This is a genomic window from Flagellimonas nanhaiensis, from assembly GCF_003382275.1.
GTDB classification, from domain to species: domain Bacteria; phylum Bacteroidota; class Bacteroidia; order Flavobacteriales; family Flavobacteriaceae; genus Flagellimonas; species Flagellimonas nanhaiensis.
This window is the reverse complement of record NZ_QTJX01000006.1, coordinates 97,927-117,488: the sequence shown is the minus strand read 5'-3', so window position 1 is coordinate 117,488 and position 19,562 is coordinate 97,927. Positions and strand designations below refer to the sequence as shown.

19 protein-coding genes are annotated in these 19,562 nt (G+C 48.6%); 6 read left to right on the top strand and 13 right to left on the bottom strand.

Annotated elements, in window-relative coordinates; translation table 11 throughout:
* Nucleotides 1-26 precede the first annotated feature (26 nt).
* The 3 genes from DX873_RS17410 to DX873_RS17400 all read left to right on the top strand — a co-directional run bounded on the left by DX873_RS17410 (nucleotide 27) and on the right by DX873_RS17400 (nucleotide 4,697).
* Nucleotides 27-3,047, top strand: coding sequence for a DNA polymerase III subunit alpha (locus tag DX873_RS17410; RefSeq protein ID WP_116185770.1), 3,021 nt, complete (start codon nucleotides 27-29; stop codon nucleotides 3,045-3,047).
* A gap of 37 nt (nucleotides 3,048-3,084) precedes the next feature.
* A complete protein-coding gene (locus DX873_RS17405) occupies nucleotides 3,085-3,702 on the top strand; it encodes an SOS response-associated peptidase (protein ID WP_116185769.1) in 618 nt (205 codons plus the stop codon).
* 137 nt (nucleotides 3,703-3,839) lie between these two features.
* On the top strand, nucleotides 3,840-4,697 hold the full coding sequence (locus tag DX873_RS17400; RefSeq protein WP_116185768.1) for a hypothetical protein: 858 nt from the start codon (nucleotides 3,840-3,842) through the stop codon (nucleotides 4,695-4,697).
* Nucleotides 4,698-4,775: 78 nt separating this feature from the next.
* On the opposite strand, the gene DX873_RS17395 is transcribed toward DX873_RS17400, so the two are convergent.
* Genes DX873_RS17395 through DX873_RS17360 form a run of 8 tightly spaced genes read right to left on the bottom strand, consistent with a single transcriptional unit; the run spans nucleotide 4,776 to nucleotide 11,620 of the window.
* Nucleotides 4,776-5,588, bottom strand: coding sequence for a DUF4138 domain-containing protein (locus DX873_RS17395; protein WP_116185767.1), 813 nt, complete (start codon nucleotides 5,586-5,588; stop codon nucleotides 4,776-4,778).
* A 21-nt stretch (nucleotides 5,589-5,609) separates the two neighbouring features.
* The gene (traM, locus tag DX873_RS17390) at nucleotides 5,610-6,479 is read right to left on the bottom strand and encodes a conjugative transposon protein TraM (protein ID WP_232520972.1); all 870 of its coding nucleotides are present in this window, start codon (nucleotides 6,477-6,479) and stop codon (nucleotides 5,610-5,612) included.
* 52 nt (nucleotides 6,480-6,531) lie between these two features.
* Nucleotides 6,532-7,158, bottom strand: coding sequence for a conjugal transfer protein TraK (locus tag DX873_RS17385; protein WP_116185766.1), 627 nt, complete (start codon nucleotides 7,156-7,158; stop codon nucleotides 6,532-6,534).
* 37 nt (nucleotides 7,159-7,195) lie between these two features.
* A complete protein-coding gene (locus DX873_RS17380; protein WP_116185765.1) occupies nucleotides 7,196-8,032 on the bottom strand; it encodes a hypothetical protein in 837 nt (278 codons plus the stop codon).
* Between the two features lie 3 nt (nucleotides 8,033-8,035).
* Nucleotides 8,036-8,617, bottom strand: coding sequence for a TrbJ/VirB5 family protein (locus tag DX873_RS17375; protein ID WP_116185764.1), 582 nt, complete (start codon nucleotides 8,615-8,617; stop codon nucleotides 8,036-8,038).
* Nucleotides 8,614-11,025, bottom strand: a complete 2,412-nt coding sequence (locus tag DX873_RS17370) for a TraG family conjugative transposon ATPase (protein WP_116185763.1) — start codon at nucleotides 11,023-11,025, stop codon at nucleotides 8,614-8,616. Before DX873_RS17370 ends, DX873_RS17375 begins: the two co-directional genes overlap by 4 nt.
* Nucleotides 11,009-11,296 carry a hypothetical protein gene (locus DX873_RS17365; protein WP_116185762.1) on the bottom strand — a complete coding sequence of 96 codons (288 nt, stop codon included), beginning with the start codon at nucleotides 11,294-11,296 and terminating at the stop codon, nucleotides 11,009-11,011. The genes DX873_RS17370 and DX873_RS17365 overlap by 17 nt, the downstream gene beginning before the upstream one ends.
* 30 nt (nucleotides 11,297-11,326) lie before the next feature.
* A complete protein-coding gene (locus tag DX873_RS17360) occupies nucleotides 11,327-11,620 on the bottom strand; it encodes a hypothetical protein (RefSeq protein ID WP_417935344.1) in 294 nt (97 codons plus the stop codon).
* 247 nt (nucleotides 11,621-11,867) lie between these two features.
* On the opposite strand from DX873_RS17360, the gene DX873_RS17355 reads away from it, so the two are divergent.
* On the top strand, nucleotides 11,868-12,539 hold the full coding sequence (locus DX873_RS17355; protein WP_181899552.1) for an N-acetylmuramoyl-L-alanine amidase family protein: 672 nt from the start codon (nucleotides 11,868-11,870) through the stop codon (nucleotides 12,537-12,539).
* Nucleotides 12,540-12,618: 79 nt separating this feature from the next.
* Here DX873_RS17355 and DX873_RS17350 read toward each other — a convergent pair whose 3' ends face one another.
* The 5 genes from DX873_RS17350 to DX873_RS17330 all read right to left on the bottom strand — a co-directional run bounded on the left by DX873_RS17350 (nucleotide 12,619) and on the right by DX873_RS17330 (nucleotide 16,505).
* On the bottom strand, nucleotides 12,619-13,746 hold the full coding sequence (locus tag DX873_RS17350; RefSeq protein ID WP_116185759.1) for an endonuclease/exonuclease/phosphatase family protein: 1,128 nt from the start codon (nucleotides 13,744-13,746) through the stop codon (nucleotides 12,619-12,621).
* An 85-nt stretch (nucleotides 13,747-13,831) separates the two neighbouring features.
* On the bottom strand, nucleotides 13,832-14,488 hold the full coding sequence (locus DX873_RS17345) for an ATPase (protein WP_116185758.1): 657 nt from the start codon (nucleotides 14,486-14,488) through the stop codon (nucleotides 13,832-13,834).
* Nucleotides 14,472-15,143 (bottom strand): hypothetical protein, encoded by a 672-nt coding sequence (locus DX873_RS17340; protein WP_116185757.1) that lies wholly within the window; start codon nucleotides 15,141-15,143, stop codon nucleotides 14,472-14,474. The genes DX873_RS17345 and DX873_RS17340 overlap by 17 nt, the downstream gene beginning before the upstream one ends.
* The gene (locus tag DX873_RS17335; RefSeq protein ID WP_116185756.1) at nucleotides 15,144-15,431 is read right to left on the bottom strand and encodes a helix-turn-helix domain-containing protein; all 288 of its coding nucleotides are present in this window, start codon (nucleotides 15,429-15,431) and stop codon (nucleotides 15,144-15,146) included.
* A 234-nt stretch (nucleotides 15,432-15,665) separates the two neighbouring features.
* Nucleotides 15,666-16,505: an RteC domain-containing protein gene (locus DX873_RS17330; RefSeq protein ID WP_116185755.1), complete on the bottom strand. Its 840-nt coding sequence runs from the start codon at nucleotides 16,503-16,505 to the stop codon at nucleotides 15,666-15,668.
* Between the two features lie 185 nt (nucleotides 16,506-16,690).
* On the opposite strand from DX873_RS17330, the gene DX873_RS17325 reads away from it, so the two are divergent.
* Nucleotides 16,691-18,754, top strand: coding sequence for a lantibiotic dehydratase (locus DX873_RS17325; RefSeq protein ID WP_116185754.1), 2,064 nt, complete (start codon nucleotides 16,691-16,693; stop codon nucleotides 18,752-18,754).
* A complete protein-coding gene (locus DX873_RS17320) occupies nucleotides 18,744-19,562 on the top strand; it encodes a thiopeptide-type bacteriocin biosynthesis protein (RefSeq protein ID WP_181899551.1) in 819 nt (272 codons plus the stop codon). Before DX873_RS17325 ends, DX873_RS17320 begins: the two co-directional genes overlap by 11 nt.

The window sequence follows — 19,562 nt, the reverse complement described above, 5'->3', positions numbered from 1 at the left end:
TTCAAAACCATAATGACCATTACTGCATGTATTTGAACTGCCACAGCTATTACTCCCTCCGTTTTGGGACCTTCTCTGAGATCGAACTCTTGGGAATGGCCAAAGAAAATGGGCTCCTGCAATTGGCCCTGACCGACATCAACAACACCTCGGCCTGTCTGAACTTTATCCGAAAGGCTGCCGAGTGTGGCATCAAACCCATTGTGGGGATCGATTTTCGGAACGGGGCCCAGCAACAGTTTGTGGGAATTGCCAAGAACAACAAGGGTTTTCAAGAGCTTAATGAACTACTGTCCTACCATTCGCACAATGACCTCAAAATTTGGGACGAGGCCCCCATCTTTACCGATGCCTTTGTCATTTATCCCTTTGAAAGGGTGCTCCAATTGGAAAAAACCTTCTTTCGGGAACATGAATATATCGGCATCTCTATTGAGAACCTGAGACGCTTGCCCTTTTCCAAATACAGGGACTATACCGACAAACTCGTCATCCAGCAGCCAGTGACCTTTCGCAGCCAACGGGATTTTAATGCCCATCGATTGCTTCGGGCCATCGACTTGAATACGTTACTGAGCAAGCTACAGGAAACTGATCAGGGCCGTAAATCGGAAAAGATGCTGCCCCAAAATGAACTGTTGGAACGCTACAAGGAGTTTCCCCATGTTATCGAGAATACCCAAAACCTTATGGACCAATGCTCCATTTCCTTTGGGTTTGGGCAAAGCCGGGCATCCCAAAACCAACAGGTATTCGGGACCTCAAAGGAAGATGATTTTGAAACATTGAAGAGACTTTGTGATGAAGGGTTTCCGAAACGGTATCCCAATCCCGACCAAAAAATCAAGGACCGTTTGCAACGGGAACTGGAAACCATTAAAAAGCTGGATTTTGTTTCCTACTTTCTGATCAACCATGATATCGTTTCCCATGCCAAGGAACAGGGATTTTTCCATGTAGGTAGGGGCAGCGGGGCCAACAGTATCGTGGCCTATATCATCGGCATCACCGATGTGGACCCCATCGAACTGGACCTCTATTTTGAGCGGTTTATCAACCCGCATCGGGCTTCCCCACCGGACTTTGACATCGACTTTTCCTGGAAAGATCGGGACGAAATGACCGCCTACATTTTTGAGCGTTTTCCCCACACCGCACTCTTGGCTACCTATAATACCTTTAAGTACCGTGCAAGCGTTCGGGAAATAGGAAAGGTGTTCGGACTGCCCAAGGAGGAAATCGACAAATTGAGCGATGGCCGGTTTGCCCCCAACAAATTGGATGATACCGCCAAAAAAGTGCTGACCTATGCGAAGCTCATCAAGGGATTTCCCAACCATCTGAGTGTCCATGCTGCAGGGATATTGATTTTGGACAAACCCATCCATTATTATTCGGCCACCGATTTACCGCCCAAGGGCTTTCCGACTGTTCAATTTGACATGATCATCGCCGAGGATGCAGGGATATTCAAGTTCGATATTCTGGGGCAACGGGGACTGGCCAAGATCAAGGATGCCATTGAGATCATCCACCAGAACCAGCCCAACAACCCACCACTGGACATTACGGAAGTGGAAACGTTTAAGAAGGACGACAATATCAATACGCTGCTGAGCCAGGGCAAAGCCATAGGTGCCTACTATGTGGAGAGCCCGGCCATGCGGGGACTGATGAAGAAATTGGGGGTGAACGATTATCTCGGATTGGTTGCCGCCAGTTCGGTCATCCGGCCCGGGGTGTCCTCCTCCGGGATGAAAGACGAATACATCCGAAGGCACCGGAACCCCGAAAGGCGAAAGGAAGCCCATCCCATTCTGGCCGAGATTATGCCCGAGACTTATGGTATCATGGTCTATCAAGAGGATGTGCTCAAGGTGGCCCACTATTTTGCGGGCCTGGACTTGGGGGAAGCGGACGTCTTGCGCCGTGGCATGAGTGGTAAGTTCCGTTCCCGTGCCGAGTTTGCGGCGGTGGAAGCCAAATATTTTAGCAATTGCAAGGAGAAGGGCTATCCCGATACCGTGGCCAAGGAAATCTGGGAACAGATTGCCAGTTTTGCGGGCTATGCTTTTGCCAAGGGGCATTCGGCTTCCTATGCCGTAGAGAGCTACCAGAGCCTCTATCTGAAATGCTACTACCCATTGGAATTTATGGTGGCCGTGCTCAACAATGGGGGTGGCTTCTATTCCACGGAGCATTACCTGCATGAAACCCGGATGTGCGGGGGCACCATCCATGCCCCATGTATCAACCGGAGCGAACATCCTAACTGTATCTATGGCGCGGATATTTACCTTGGGTTGGGCTATCTCCGGAATCTTGAAAGCTTGGTGATTCAACGGCTACTGACCGAACGTCAACTCTATGGCAACTATACCTCCCTTGATGACTTTATCGATAGGGTGGCCATTAGTCTGGAGCAGTTGACCATCCTGATCCGCATCGGGGCCTTTCGGTTCACGGGGATGCAGAAAAGTGAACTGCTCTGGCAGGCCATCTTCAAGCTCAATGCCACCAAACGGAGTACGGGCCATCCCAAGCTCTTCAAACCAAAACACAAAGAATTTACCCTTCCCAAGCTGGAGCACAACTGGCTAGAAGATGCCTACGACCAGATGGAACTCTTGGGTTTTCCACTGTGTGAATATTTCGATATCATTTCGGAGCAACCAAAGAACGAACTCTTGGCAAAGGACATGCCCAAGTATGTCAACCGACCCATGCTGCTCTATGGCATTGTGGTCAACACCCGCTTCAATACGACCAAGCACGGGCAGAATATGCGGCTTAGTACCTTTATCGATAGGGAGGGCCAGTACTTTGATGCCGTCCATTTTACCAATGTGGTGGACAGATATCCAATCCATGGAAGAGGCGTATTTGCCTGTTATGGTAGGGTCACAGAAGAGTTCGGGCATTACAGCATGAGCATTATCTGGTCCAAAAAGATGCCGTTTAGGGCCGACCCCCGAAGTCCGGAGGAACCGACCTTCCAACGCGATGCCTTTGCCAAATCCGCCAAGCGTAAACAAATCCAATCTTGATTTTGTATCTTGGGAATGACTAACTAAGACTGATAGTATGTGCTACCGAACCCGACTCAATGCCGATCTTGGGCAGATTGAGATTTCCTTTGAGGCCTCTTTTTTGGAACCCGATGCATATTCACCACAAGAAGAAATCAACGGTTTTGCCCATAGACCCTATCCCGTCATCGTGGATGAGAACCCCGGAAAGATACGGTTGTACCATTGGGGCCTGATTCCCTTTTGGTCGAAGGATGATAAAATCAAACGGGCGACCCTGAACGCCAAGGTGGAAACTCTTACCGAAAAACCCTCCTATAGGAATTCTGCTAAAAAGCGATGCTTAGTGATTGCCGATGGTTTTTATGAATGGCAGTGGCTGGATCCCAAGGGAAAGGAAAAACAAAAATACCTGATACGGCCCAAGGACCAGGAAATCTTTGCCCTGGCCGGTATCTATTCCCATTGGACCGACAAGGTCACGGGGGAGAAACGGGACACCTTCAGCATCGTGACTACCGAGGCCAACGAACTGATGGCAGAGATTCACAACAACAAGAAACGAATGCCCATTGTACTGAGAAAAGAGGATCAGCGCCGTTGGCTGATGGAGGAAGATTACAGTGCCTTTGCTTTTCCCTATGAAGTTAACTTATATGCAGAGGCCGTCTGACCTAAAGAAATAGGAAATTTTTAAAGATATTTATTGGACCTGAATTCCATCGGAAAAGGAATGGGGTGCGTCCCTCGTTCTTGGTTTTTAGTTTGGAAGACTAGCAACAGAACAATAGTATAATAAACAACAAAAAAATGCCTGAGAATGTTGTCAAAAATAGATTGTGTAAGCCAATTGATTCCTTGGCCATCAATAGGGAAGATCTGTTAAGGTTTCTTGAGATTTTACAGGAAAGGGCAAATGCTGCCTGCGAAATGGAGTGCAACCATATAGGGTCAATTACTCCCGCTGAGAAGCTGGAAAAATCCTTAGAGGATTTGAGGAGTTGTGCCCCTCTCAAATTGACGATAGTCGGATATGATGGCGAAGAGCTTTTTGGTTTGATAGAGGAAGTATTTAATTCGGTATCCTTCCCCGCGCAGATTAAGACACTTTACGTGAATAGTGATTTAATGTATAAAGCGAGGTTCAATTACTATCCTAGAAACCGCTTTGAGGTATTCATTGATTTTAGCAAACCAAAAGTTTTGGATTTTTCCTTTACCCCAAGTGATGCAACACCGAACGATTCTAAATTCTGTGTTGAAGGTTATGACAATACCTGGGCAAATGGGGTTTTTAGCGAAATAGATAATTTTTTTGCCAAACGTTGTTCCAAACTATCTCGCATTCATAAGAATACCGTCTATGATCTGATCGTTTGGACCTTAGGCATTCCAATAGGTTTTTGGACTTGTTACAAAATGAGTCCTTACATCAATGATACATTTTCCAGCCGTTTAATGGAAAGTGCATTATACGTTTACGTCTTCTTTTTTAGTCTAATAGTGCTTAGGATCTTATTCCATTATTTCCGATGGCTGTATCCCAAAATACAGTACCAGACCTCAAAGGATCGGTCATTACTGCATCGGGGATTCTTCTATGTTATTGCTACCGGCATAATCGTAACTTTTTTATACGATGTTTTATCCCTGTTTTTTTCAAGTTGAAGACGGAACGCTTGTGTTCTTGTGTTGCGGGCATCCTCTATAATTTTGAAAAGCACTCTTTTCGACAGTTTGGCAATTTTAATCCCAAATCAACCGTAACATCCGGTTGCCTTTTATCTCATGGAGCTCTACAGTCAATTTTTCGGAATCCCCCAAAGTAAATTTGGGGAGTACATATACAAAAGCCTGTTTTTGGCCCACTCGGATAATATTGGGGTCCTGATATTTAAAAATGGGTTTCAATTCCAATTTCTGATGGGAGGACCTTTTGCCTTTTTGACCGTTAACCCTAAAAATCTCAAGAGCTTCCATCTCAAAATCGATTTCTGATCGGTTCTGGATTTCCAATTCCAAGTACACCTTATCCGAATAATAGAACAATTCCTTTAACCGGAGCGCTAGGCCATCCTTACGGCAGGTTCGAAGTATCCTACTCTTTTTGCCCAACAGGTACTCGGCCCCCTTCACCATGAGTTCGTTTTCATGGCCAACAAGCAATGGATTGCCGACCTCGGGAACCGAATCTACCACTTCTGATGGTTGTACCGGTTTGGTCTGTGATTCATGACCGATACTTTCACCTATTTGAACAAAACGATAGTTCTGTATAAGCTGTTTGCTGTATACCAAATCATAGGCATACACCCGTCCGTCCTCCGTCAATACGAACAGGTTGCTATCGCTTCCGGTATTGGCTTGTAGCAATCCAAATTGCTGCCCCGAATCACGGTTGTAACTGAAGGTGAAGTGTTCCGTCCCAGTTACCGCCTGTCGTATGGGACTCGGAAAGAACAAGGTGACCACATGGGTTTCATTGGCATAAAGGGTTTCTTGTGCATTCCCCGTCAACATTGGGAATAAAACCAGTAGTAACGAAATCAATTTTTTCATAAGTCTAATAATTTAAAGGGTCTATGATTCCTTTAGGATGAGTTGGTACTGATTGTGCACGGTGACCCTCACATTGCGGTTGTTTCGGCGGAAGACCTGTTTGATGCCTCCCACTTGCGGCATGCCCGGCACGTTGATGTCCTGGACCACGTCGTCCAGCACCTCGCGTTGTGCCTCCGCCCGGAAACTGTTCCGTATATAGATACCCTCGTTCCCGTCCAAAAGGTCATAGGCCTTCAAGGATACCTTTTGGTGTTCGATATTGGTGATGTTGAGCAGTACACGATTCGGTTGGAAAGTGACAAACCCATAGACCAGAGTATTCCTTGGTACGATACGGCCCGCAATCTCCGCATCCACGGCCAAACGCAGTTCCAAGCGTTCATCTTGGCGCACCGTTTGTTCTCCGTTCACTTCCACGATGATAAAGGCATCATTGGATGGGGATTCCAACTCCGTTTCGGGATTGGTGATGGTCGGTGCCGAATTGAAAAAGGCCGCATGGGCCTGAGAGAAATCCCTTGTTTCCCGAACCTCATTTTTTGATGGTGCCCTGGATTTGATTCCCATTTGATAGCCGTTTGGTACGACTTTTTCCGGGACCTGGGTATAGTTGATACGCCCATGGCGGTAGATGCTGTCCACTAGTTTTTGCCGCCGTTTCTCCTCTAGGTCAGGGTCGTATAGACCCGTGGAATCGATATCGGTCTCGGAGTATACACTGGGGGCTGTCTTCTCCTTTTCCTCCTTGACGTCATTGACGGCCTCCAATTTGGAGCTGTACTCCTTTTGCTGCTCTTCCAAGGTCGGCACCTCGGTCTGTTGGAGTTCCACCCGGGCACTGTCGCCCTTGGCCACGACATCCATATAGTACCAGACCATAAATAGCATGACAAATGCAATGACGGCGATAAAGATGATCTTGTTCTTCTGTGCTTTCATATCAGTTGGTTTTATCTTCATTCTCTAGTTTCTGCAGGGACTTTTCAAAGAATTCGGTGATCAACAATCCGTGGGTGTTGTTGGGGAAATGGCGGTCCACATTTATGAGCTTTCCAGTGGTTACCAAACGGTATTGGTCGGTAACGGCACCACGGTCTATCTCAAACAAAGTCTCCACTTCAAAGGAGGCATTGCCTCCCTTTGTTATTTCCAACTCGATTGCAATATTGATGATGTTTTGCACCAAGGAATACTGCAAGAGGCGGTTGTATACGCCATCCGCCCGTTTCTGGCGGTACGCTTCATCGACCGAACCATCACCCAACCATAGGGCCTTTTCGAGGTTCCTTTCAAAGTTGCTCTCATCGATGCCGTAGAAATATTGATGGAAAAGCTGAAGATGGGAGCGGGCCTCCACCTCCAGGTTCTCCCGCTGTTCGACCAGTTTCAGGGGGATTACGGAACCGTCGGTATTGACCGCAAAAGCACTTTCCAAGAGGGTCCGTTGTGCCCGGTGTGCTGTCCAGAGCGAAAATCCGCTTGTTAGCAGGCAGAGTGTTGTGACCGCTATTACAACAAAGCGATTGAGCCTTAGAATCTCGGTGATGTTTTTGTAAGTTGCTTTCATTTTATCTTTTATTGATTAATGTCCATTATCGACTGACTTAGCCGCTGGCAAAAAGGCGAAAGGTGAAACTGGTCGCCCGTTTATAGAGCTTGAACTTGAGCAGGATGATAAAACCGACTACAGCCAGTTCAATTATCGGAGCAAAGAGCTGGCTCCCAAAGTCTGTCCCGAATAGGTTCGGCCAGAAATTATCGGTGACCTCCTGGTAGAGCTCGTTCACAAAGACATTGACCAGAAAAAAGGCGGGCACGATCATATAGACCGCGGCGTAGAGCCGAAAGAAGCGATAACCCATTTCCCTGAACTTTTCGAAGACGGCCATGCTGGTGACCAATGGAAAGAAGGCCTGCATGATCCCCAACAGGAAATATCGCTCGGCCAAGAAAAGGGGATAGATGAACAAATCCAATATCCAAAGGATTAGTCCCCCGGCATAGGCCAGGGTCCTAAGACCCAAAAAGGGGGTGGCAAGCCATTCGTACAAAAGGGCCATTGCCCGTGCCGTGGCATCCAGAAGGCCTGTACTTTCTTCCTCGATGGCCAATTCCTGTAACTGTAATGGAAGTAGGATTGGGGCCGTGTCCCGGTACTGACCCTCTATGGCCACCAAAATGGCATCAAAAGCGTCCAGTACCTCGGTGGAAAAGATGACCACCAACACTACGGCAAAGTTCTTGATTAGATCGGTCGGGGTCAGCCCCCAGGTCATCCCTTCCCTATTGGCTCCTCCCTCATAGTATTTTTTCAGGATGTTGACCAGGAAGAACATTACGGCAAGGGCCTTCATGCCCCCTATGGCATAGGTGGCAAAATTGCTGTCCTTAATGGTCTGAAAGACCGTATCCACATATTCGAGTCCGATGGATAGGAACATTTTTCAGAAATTGGTTTCGCGATTGTTGATACGGTCCCGCATCTCCCTAAAGGAAATGACCAGGGCATACCGCTTTCTCTTGACCCGTATATCCGCCACCATTTGCCGTGTACTCTCCCGATGTCCCTCCAAGATGGTCAGCCGTTCGGCATCGGTCATGTTCAAATAGTCATTGCTCAGCACCTGTCCCATAAACTCCAGTTGGCCAAGGGAATTCTCGATGATGGCATCAAAGTCCCGTGAGATGATGCCCACCTCGTCGGGATGGATATAGGGGGAGTTCAATATTTCCCTAAGATCGCTCCGTACCAAATCCACCAACCTTTGGTTGTCTCGGGTGATGTCCCGAACAGCCTGGTACTGCCGTACCGCATTGTTGACTTTTTCCAACTTTTCCTTGGCCTCTTGCAGGTGCTCCACCATCTTCAACAGTTCGACGGTCTGCTTGGCGGATTCCACGAGTTGCTTGACCAGGCTGACAAAGTTCGTATTGTCATAGACCGGCATACCCTGGGCTGTAGTACGGCCTGGCAAGAAAAGAGTCAAGACTAGGGCCAGTCCAAATGTTATAAGTTTTTTCTTCATGTTGTTGTATTTTTTGGGTTCAAGAATTTTTTGATGGCCTTTTCCATACAGCCTTCGGATTCATAAAGGGCCATGATGCGCTCGGATTCGATACCATCGGTGAGATAGGCCGCATACACCTCGGGCGGGACCTCCAATCGGAACACATTGCCCTCGCTGCCGATCTTGATGAAGATCTCCGTGTATTTGCGTTCCCCCTTCAAGTCGTTGCGTATGGAACGCAGTTGGTCCAGGTCGTGGGATGATAGGTTGAGCCTTTTCGCCAGCGCATCATAACCTTTTTCGTTGCGAAGGCTATAGATGATCTGGGTATTTTCCAAAATGCCGGCCGATGTGGAATTGTCCGGCAATTGGTTGATGGACTGCAAGATGATGCCAATGGCCCCGTTCTGTTTCCGGATGGCCTGGTAGTAGAACTCCACGCTCTCCAATACGTTCTCGAACTTGAGCTGCTTGGCAAACTCATCGAAGAGGATGATGCCCCGCTCCGAACGGTTCCGCCAAATAGTGCGCTGGATGGCCGACTTGATGAGCTTGAGCATCACCGAGAGAACTTCCTTGTTGTCGCATACCTCGTCCAGTTCAAATACAATCAACCGTTTTTCCTCCAATCGAAAGGATTGGTCACCGTCCACCTCGAACAGGAAACTGTAGAGTCCCTCCCCGACATATTCCGAAAGGATGTGCAGAAAGTTCGTCACATTGAAATAGGCCGTGTCGATTCCCAGTTTTTCCAATAGCCCTTCCCTGTTGGATTCCACAAACCCATAGAATCCGGTCAAAGAATGGTCCTTGTCCACTTTCTGGTAATAGGAATGCAGTATCCGTTTGAGGGCCACTGCCTCCCCTTTGTTGGGTTTGGAGGAACCGCCCATCAGCTCGAACAGGAACACCATCAGGTCCTCCAGTCTCTCGGGGCTGACATCGTCAGCTTGTGCTATATAAAAGGGATTGATGCCTAGGTTCTTTCCATGCTCGTACCGAAGGATCGTATAGTCATCGGGATAGAGCTTGGCAAACTTGGCATAGCTGCCCCCAAGGTCGATGATGACGAGCCGCACCCTTTGCTCAAAATATTGCCGTAGGATGTTGTTGGCCAGAAAGGACTTGCCCTCCCCTGTAGGGGCGAAAATGGCAAAGTTCCTTGCCTTGATACGTTTCTTTCCCTCATCCCAAACATCCTTGAGCACCGGGATGTTGTGCTGGCGGTCGTTGAAGACGATGCCATGGGCATCCGATTTGTAGTTGGTCGCATTGCCATAGAGACAGAGCGCATGTTTGAGGTCGGCCACAAAAAGGTCACTGTCCGAGAAATTGGAGGAAAATCCCCAATAGCTGTTCAGGAAATAGTTTGCCCGCTCTTGTCCTTTCGGGGCATAGGGCATCATATCAAGTTCCTTGAACCGGGCCTTAATCTCGGAGGCCAGGTGTTCCAGTTCCCGGGCATCCCGGCCCCAGTGGATGATGTTGAGCTGCCCCCGGACCAACCGTGCGGAATCGTCCCGATTGATGTCATCGAGTGTTTTGGATATCTTTTCGTGCAATACTTTGTTACGCGAACCGAAACTGGAACTCTTGGCCAGTTCCTCGATTCGCTTCTCCAAAACTTTGCGCCATTTGTGGCGGTCATCCAGATATAGAATCTGGTTGACCATATGATTACCGTCCAGGGACAGTCCTAGACTGTCCATGAAACCCTGATGAAAACTGAAATCGTCAGAGGTCAGGGCGGGATTGAAGGTACTGGTCCGCACCGTTTCCCCGAAACAGGCCTCATGGTTCAGGGCCAATACCCCAAAATGGTGGTCCCCAATCTGAATCTTGTCCTTTTCCAATAGAATGTCGGTATCACAGCCTTCATTGTACCCGTTGAAATAGTTATCCGTAAGCGAAAGGATATCCACTTGGTTCAAGGGATGGCACTCCAGTTTCGGGCTGTTGGAGAGAAAGCGGACGGCATCCCCCACGGCCTGTACAAAGGAGGTGGCACTTTCCGAGAGTTCTCCGCTCAACGTCCTTGGAACCAGCTTGAACGGATTGATATATTTGGCCCTGTGCAGTCCCTTGGCTCTTGGCCAGATAAAGAAGAGATAAGCCGAATGGGAAACGTATTCCCTCCCCTTGAAGTGACGATGGGTCGCCCGTTCCAAAAAAGTAGTGTTGGGAAGGTTTGCCGCCCCAAAAGCTTTTTTGAGGTAAACATCCTGTCGGTGCACTACTGTTCCGGTCGGCAAGGATTTCAGGGCTTGGAACCAGGTACCATGCAGTTCCTCAAAATCTTTCTCCGAAAGGGAATAGATCTCTGGAAGCTCCAATCGATAGCCCAAGATAATGTTACCGTTGTTGGCAAAGGCCCGGTTCCCTTCAATGTCCACCAAGGGATAATGATCGTTAAAATTCATCGGCATAGTGCAACAGGTTAGTTTTCTTGTTGGAGATGGCGTTTGGGAACACCTTGGGGTTGGCCAATAGATCCGGTCGGTTCTCCAGTTTCAACAATACGGCGTAGAGCAGGCCGTTCCCCATAAGTGCCCCGAATATCAGTGCAAAGCTGAAGGAGAAGATAATGACCAAAAGGGATGCGATGACTCCCAGCATCTGGATTGCGAAAAAAGATACGGGAAGACCAAAGATCAAGGCACGTGCCCGGATGTCCCGATGGATATGGTACTTTTTCATACGGTTTAATTAAATAAGTCCACAATGTGGCTAGACGACCAAGGTGATGAGATAGGTAAAGATGCCCACGACGGCCCCAGCGATAAGTACAAAGACGAGTACGCGGGTGATGCCCCGTTTCATATCGGCATTCTCCCCAAAGAAATGGCCTGCATTGAACAGGAATCCGATCAAAAAGATAACCCCCAGGATAATGGGGAAGATGACCCTTATGGTGTCAGAGATTTCATTTACGGAATCCTCGATGCCCCCGATCTGGGCCTGGAGCGGCAAGACGGTCAACAATGACATTGATAGCAGGGCTATCCTTCGTTGGTTTTTCATAAGTGTTCGTTTAAGGCCGAACCTTGACCGATAGGAACGGGTCCGGCCGGGTTAATGATTGATGAATAACTCCATGCTCCTTGATCGGCTGATGAGGCCCGGAACATTTCTATACGAAATCTCCAACGTTTTTATGATATCATCGAATAAAATGTAAAAATTAACACTGTTTAGAGTTAAAATTTAAATTATTCACATCTAATTTCACAAATCATTGAAAATTGTGCAGTAGATAAAAGTCATGACCATGATGAAAAGCTATACTACATTTCTGTTCCTGCTTCTATTAATCCAGCTTCCCATTTGGAATATAAAAATCCATGCACAGGAGAAGGCCCAAACAATCCGGGTGATCCTTGACCCGGGCCACGGAGGGGTCGATTCCGGGGCGGTGGGCACCAACGGCATCCTTGAAAAGGAGATGGTCCTCCAGGTGGCCAAGAAGGTGGTCCAGCTTAACCGCGAACTCCATGGCAATACCCTGGAGATCTACCTGACCCGATATAACGATACCCTGATATCCCTAGGTGACCGCACAAGATTGGCGAAATTGTTAGTCCCAAAGCTTTATGTATCCCTGCATGGAAACCATGCCCCCAATCCAAAGGCCCAAGGGTTGGAGGTCTTTGTATGGCGGCCTTTCCAGAGTGCCCAAAACCCATATGCCAAAGCGTCCGAATCGGTGGCTAGGTCAGTGGTCCTAAAACTTCGGGACAAACTCGGGTTCAAGGACCGTGGTGTCAAACAAGCCAATTTTCAGGTGCTTCGAGACACCCGTGCACTATGTCCATCGATTCTCCTGGAAATGGGATTCCTATCCAACTCAGAGGAGTCCGGTTATCTTAAGACCAAGAAAGGGCGCACGGGTCTTGCCCTAGCCATTTTGGAAAGCATCCATGAATATTTTGACCATGATTGAGGTATTCAAGGAATTGGCAGCGCAATTGAAGTCCATCATATTGGCTTTATGGGAATCCCTGCGCTCCCTTCTACGTGGCTCATAAATTCTGGAATTGAGCCCACAACAAAGGATGTCCACTGGCCTGGTTCTCCTTCGAGGTAACGGTCGGATAGACATTCCATTGGGTTTTTTTGATGGGCCATACCCCACGACGGTTCATGCCACAGGTATCCATTTTGGCAAAAAGTACGGGGGAGCACAGCATATAGTCCCGTTGCTTCAGGTTGACACCCTTACGATAGGCCCCCATCCGAAAGTAGGTGGCATCACCGCCCCTGTCAGAATCCACCTCAAAACCATCATGCTTGGATATGTCCCTTAAACGGGTGTCCCTTAGCAAAGGTGAAAGGGCATCACTATAGGGGACATCGTTCAGGGTACCACAGATCAGCACGTGCTCGTGTCCAGACATCAGTAATTTTTTATACTGGTTTTTCGCGTGTTCGGCCTGCGCCTTCCTTCGGGAATGATCTTGATTATCTGTACCCCCTTTCGGAAAATGGCCGTTGATGACCGTTACAGATTCCCCTCTTGGCGTGATAATGGTATATTCCGGACAATCGATATCGAAAAGATGCTGACCGTCCGCACCCTTTTTATGGGCATGGCTCCTTATGGAGTCCACTTCATAGCCCTTCTTGGTCAATATGGCCATGCCGAGCCCGCTTTTGCTGTTTCCCTCCAAATGGAGCAGTTGCTCAAAAGGCGCCATCCCATGTTCCACCAGTGTCATCGCATTGAACTCGGCCAGGGAAAGCCCGTCCTCAACCTCCTGTAAAACCAACACGTCCGGATTCACGGTGGCGATGGCCAAGGCCTTGTTCTTTAAGGTCTTTTCTGCAATGGGAAGGGAATGTACCTGTACCCATCCGTTCCAGCCCACTTTGTCCGTGGCCCGCTCCTCCATTTGGCTTCCCCTGGGCTTGACGTACAATTGTCCCCCTTTTTGACGGAGCACCAGGTAAGGTTCGGTCGCCTTTGAAGTGAACCCCAACAGAAAGGCCAGTTCGCGCAGTCGGCTATAGTCAGTATCCGACCGGAGCGATTTGCCCATCAGCCTGTGGAACTCGTCCACCCAGGATTGGAAGTTTCTGCTCTTGTTCCCATGCACCAATCCACTATCGCGATGGAACAAATTCTCGATGTTAAAGCTTGCTATTTTCATTGTTCATTTTGTTTTGTAATTCCTTAATTGCCGGAAATCCTTATTGTTTCAGTTTTAATTTTTATAATAAAAGGATCAATGATCCCTAGGTGCGTTTATCCTTGGAGTCCTTGTCAAAGGCCACCAAGTTGAACAGCTGCCGCATCCGACTTCGGACACGCGCTCCGTAGCGTTCCTCCAGTTCCTGGGCGTTCAAGTTGGTGGTGGCATGGGTGCGGAGGCCCGAATTCAGGAACAGCTCGTGCCGGGAAAGCAAGATTTCCCCCATCACGTTACAGTCCTTTCCGAAATGTCTTCCCATCGGCTCGATGCCCAAATCGTCAAAACAATAGAACCTCCCATCCCCATAATCCTCGATGATGCGGTGGCCGATATGGTTGAAACCGAAAACGATATTGCGGCAGGGCATCATTTCGTAGGGTTTGAAATGTGGTGTCACATACCGGAGCAATTTCATCAGACTGGTCTTACCACAGCCCACCGGCCCGGAGAGCAGGATGCCCTTGTTGGGGTCGATGCCCAATTTGCGGCAGGTCCCGAAGTCACGGATCGCATAGCTGCAAAGTTTGAAGAGGATTTCCCTGTCCTCATCGTAGATCTTGAACTGCCTACCGAAGAGCAACCGTCCCTTGGCCTCTAGGTAGATGATGATTTTCTTGAAATCGTAGTCCACCCGGTTGCCGCTGAGTTCCCCAAGGGAATAGACCACGCTGCCTTCGGTTATCTTAGAGGGGTTCGCCATAGTCCTTTTCCGTTGTGGTGATCAAATGGTCCCCGCTGCCCAAAGCCCTTTTTTCCTTCCTTTCACGGGCCAGTTCCCGCGCCTTTAGCATCCAATTGTCGGCCGCGGCCTTCCAATCCTGGATGGTGACCTTGCCGCCGATTTTCCAACCGATGGCCTGGTAGTGGTTAAAAAATTTGAAGGCCTCTTCCAGATCATACTTTTTTTCCTTAAAAGAATCCAATACTTCCAATTGGCTTCTGGGCTTTGCTCCCAAAGAGCGTTTATTGGGTTTGTATTGTTTTCTATATAAGGTGTCCGGTACAGATTTGGGACGGTACGTCCCAAATATGGTACGGGTGCGTCCCATCAGTGTACTGTTATCGGTACAGTTTTGGGATAGTGCGACCCTTGAAAGTTCGTGGGGACTTTTGGCGGGAAGGTATTCGATATAGCCAAAATCCTGTAACTCTTTGAGGAGGCGGTGGTAGGTGGACTTGGAACCGATCTTGGCCATGGTCATCAACTCGGCACGATTGGCATAAAACTCCTCTGGAAAGCGGTGCAGGTTCCAATAAAAGAACAGGGCCATGTAGAGGGAGAAATGTCCGGGATGGAGTCGGTCATCCCCATAGAAATCCACAAAACGAGCGTTCAAGTGCTGGATATAGTTCATCTACTGTTGGATTATGGGGAACAACCGGTTTTCGGCGATGATCGCATCTATCTCCTCACGGTCATAGTAGATCAGTCCCTCGATCTTATAGCTGGGAATGGTCCGGTTGTTCCTCAGATTCTGGAGAGTAGCATGGCTGATCTTCAGATGGTCCATCACCTCCGTCGAGCGCAACCAGTTTTTGGGTTTGGCCAGCTTTGTCCTTTCGTCCAAAAGCCGTCCGATCTCCCCAAGGAGCTCCTGCTGGAACTTCTCAAGGTCTTCTGTGGTAACGATGGATGTGGGCATTGGTCTTTGTTTTTTTATGGGAACCCGAGGGTCCTTGTTGTTTTCGGTACAAATTTGACTATCCCTAAGCGAAGTTTTTATATAGTATATAACGACTATATAGTTTTTACCAATCCGCCAAATGGCAGACCGAAATGACCTACTTCAATAAAAATATCATCATAATCGTTCTGAAAAAATGTCACAAATCGGACAATCTGGTTTTTATATAGTAGATAACAACTATATAAAAACTCAGGCATCCCTTCCGTCCAAAAAGCCAAGGAAGGCATCGAGCAACCTCCGTAGATATTTGGCCCGTTCCTTCTTTCGGTTGGCAATCTGGTGCAACAGCATATAGGGCTCTTTGACCTCAAAGCCGAACACCTTCCCGAAATATTCCACAAAGGCCTTGATCTCGAAATCCCCGTGGTTGATCGCCCTTGCCTCTCGAAGCGCATAGGCCAGCTCCACAGCGGCGGTATCCGGCAAGGTGAACAAAAAGGCAGGGGCTCCATCCATGGGGGTTCTGGTAACTCCCGTTCCCAAGGCTGTCAACCGGTGTTCCATTTCTTTTAGATAATTGCCATACCGTTCAAGGCCCTTGAAAGTGGCCAAGAGCATGTCATGGGAGGTCTCGAACTCGTTGTCGTACCGATAGGAATAACCCTCCCGAATGGGATGAACCATTCCCTTTTCCCTAGTAAAATAATGGGTGTCCCGGCCCGTTCGCCCTTCCAATAGATAACGATGGAATTCCAAGTGCGACCCAAAAAAGGCGTTGAGACGCTTCCTTTCTATTTGGAGAAACTTCAGTTGGGATTTTAGTCCAAGCCTGGGCAGTTTCAGTTCGCACTTGTGGACTTCGGTATAGTATACCAAATGTTGCATGGGAATCGGTTTGATTTCCTTAAAAAAATGGATTTCCGAAATTTCGTTTGGAAAGCCCTTGGCTACCACTTCGTTACGCAATAGGCCCAGGGTCTTCCTGCAAAGGCCGATTCCCTTATTCGCACGTTCCAGCACCGAGAGCCCTTCCTGGCGCAGATTGCCAAGGGCTTCGTCAAATTCCGAAATGATGGTGGAAACCTCCATAGTAGTAAGGGTGTTTTTGGTATTGATAACCTCCTATGAAATTACGCTTCAAAGGTCATTTTTTCTCGGGTTTCAACGCCCCAATCCCGAAAAGCGAACGAAAATACCGACAAAGGGAAATCCCTTTTCCAAAAAAGATTGTCCGGGGTCTGTAATCGGACTACATTCCCCAACAAAAGCCCCTTGTGGATCAAAGCGACAGCAATCTTTTCGACCATTATTCCATTGACGACACCTTTATTGTGCGTATCCCCTTTTTACCCTTGGGAAGCGAAGGCCCCAATCCCGAATGGGAACCTACCCTAACTGGTATTGGTAAGTTGTGGTCCGAAATCCCTTTCCGTAGCGCCGTGCAACATGCTGCCCCGGGACTATCAAATGAAATCGAGAGATGGTTGGAGAACAATGACCCCAAAAAAACAGATGGCCTATGGTACACTTTGATGAAATACCATATCCGCAGCCGTACCAGGGCAACGCCCTTTGGTCTGTTCGCCGGGCCCGCCCTAGGGCGTTTCGCGGACACTACTGAATTGTGCTTCCAAAACATCCGTGGTTCAGTGGAAAGATCCGAGATCAAGTTGAAATGTAAAAGGGATTCCGATGGACTAGGACCGAACGATGAAAAGACCCTTTGGTTCCCAAATCCGATGCTCTATTCAGGAAAGGACTGCTGGCGCTATTGGGATTTCAACGAATCCGGAAAAAACCCAAGTCTCCGGGAAGTGGCTCGGACCAAGGCACTTGAACGACTGCTGGAAAGGGCACAAAATGGGGTCACCAAACCGGCGTTGGTTGCCACCCTTTCAAATCTGGGACATTCCCGGGCACTGTCCAACGCCTATTTACAACAGCTGGTTGACAGCAAGATATTGCTTTCCGAAACGGCTCCCTCGGTGTTCCATCCCCATATCACCGTACACGAAGATGAGAGCGAAAGGAATAAAATGAACATTTTTATAAATAGCTATCCTCAATTCCAACGGGCCAAATTGGACCATCGCCTGAAGCATCAGCTCAGGGATGCCCTGAAGGTTTCCGGCCTCTTTTCCAATGGCAAACAAAATTCGGATTACGCTGAGTTTACCAAGGCATTCCATACCCTATTCGGAACCGAAAAAGTGCGGTTGGTGGATGCCATGGATGGTGAATATGGCCTGGGCTATCCCATTGGTCAGTACCGCCAAGGCGACAACTTTATCAGGCCCTTTGGACTTGCACCAAAACAAAACTGCAATCCACCGAAATACACTCCCGCCCAGGAATGGCTTTGGGCCCAATGGAAAGCCAACCCTGAAAACGATACTATCCAATTACAGGATGAGGACCTAAAGTCGTTTGTGCCGCCCGATTTTGGTTTTGGCCGTTCCTTTTTTGGTCTGGTGGAATGGGTCCGTTGGGGCGAAAAAACATTTTGCCATCCGCTCTCCTTTGGCGGTGCCTCGGCCGCCGTGTTGCACGCCAGACACGGTTTTGGAAACGTGGCATTCAAAAAATGGACAGAACAGATTTGCAATTTTGAAGAAAGGGGCAACAATGCCCTTTCGATGGAAGTGGCCTATCTTCCCCCAGCAAAGGAATCCCTTGTGACCTGCCGTACGATGTTGCGAATGCATATCCTCCATTTGAACAATGGAAGGCGAAAGGACGAGACCAATCCTATTTCCTTGGATGACCTGTGGCTGCAATACACCGAGGAGGGTCTGGTCCTGATTGAAGGTACATCGCGCAGGCCTGTCCAGCCATATCTGACCACTGCCCACGACCACCACCGAAGTCCTTTGGCACTCTACCGTTTTCTGGGGGACCACCAATTTGGTGGGAAACGCCGTTATGCCCACTTTGATTGGGGACCGTTGCCGGAGAGCACGTTACGGCTTCCGCGGGTGCTGTACAGGGATGCGTTGGTTGCCAAACGACAATGGCATTTTGCCCAAGAATCCATTGACCAACTAAAAGCAATGATCCATTGCCGGAACACTTTTAAAACCGAGTGGCCTAAATTCTGCCAGCATCACGACCTGCCAAAAAAAATATGTTGGTCCCTTGACGACCAACGCTTGGTGTTGGATACCAAAGATCTGAGGCTTATGCAAATCTTCATAAAGCGGCATCCCGGTGATCGGCCTTTGGTCTTCAAGGAATACCTGCCCCCTGGCGGGCCGGTGGTCAGGGATACCCATGGCAATGCCTATGCCAGTGAGCTCCAGTTTTCCTTCCTTAAAAAAACAACCGGTGATGGGAAATAACGCCCCGCATTGGCTTTCTCTGGAGATTTGGGGCACGCCCCAAATGACCCATGATATAGGGATGCGGGACCTACTGCCCATTGTTCGGACCGATGCCTTTCGGCCATGGATCGCTTCCTGGTTCTTTGTCCGGTATTGGGACAGTCTGCCCCAAATGCGGTTCCGGATATTGGTGCATTCCTTGAAACAACAGGTCATCAAGGAACATATCATCTCACATATGCAACCCTATCTGGAGCCTCGAAAGCTTTGGAAAATCCAGTGGAAGCCCTATGTCCCGGAATTTGAACGCTACGGGGTCCTCAATATGGAAACGGTCCTTCAGCTCTTCCATCTTCAAAGTGTGCATGCGCACGGCCTTTTTGGGGAACGGCTGTCCGAGGAAAAGAGGTTGCTGCGATTGGCCAATCTATGGCCCCGGCTATTGGCAGCCGTCTATCCTGATTGTGCGAAGCAACACAGGTTTATCAAGGAACAACAAAAATTCTTTAAGGATCGTCTGGAGTTTTCCGAGCGTTCCCGAAAGGCCATTTCGAAGGCCTATCGGGAATTGAATCCTAAAATCATTCTGCCCCAGGATACCGAAAAAATCAACGTTGAAAGGCAATACCCCTTGGGACAAACAATGGCCAAGGGCCTATCTGACATCGAGGGAGATACCCAAACCTCCAAGGCCCAGATCATCAGGGATATCCTCCACATGCACGTCAACAAATGCTTTTTGACGGACCATGGCCAATTCGAATACCTGCTGTATGAGTTTCTTGACCGGGCCTACGCCTCACAGATGGCACGGATGGGCAAGTAA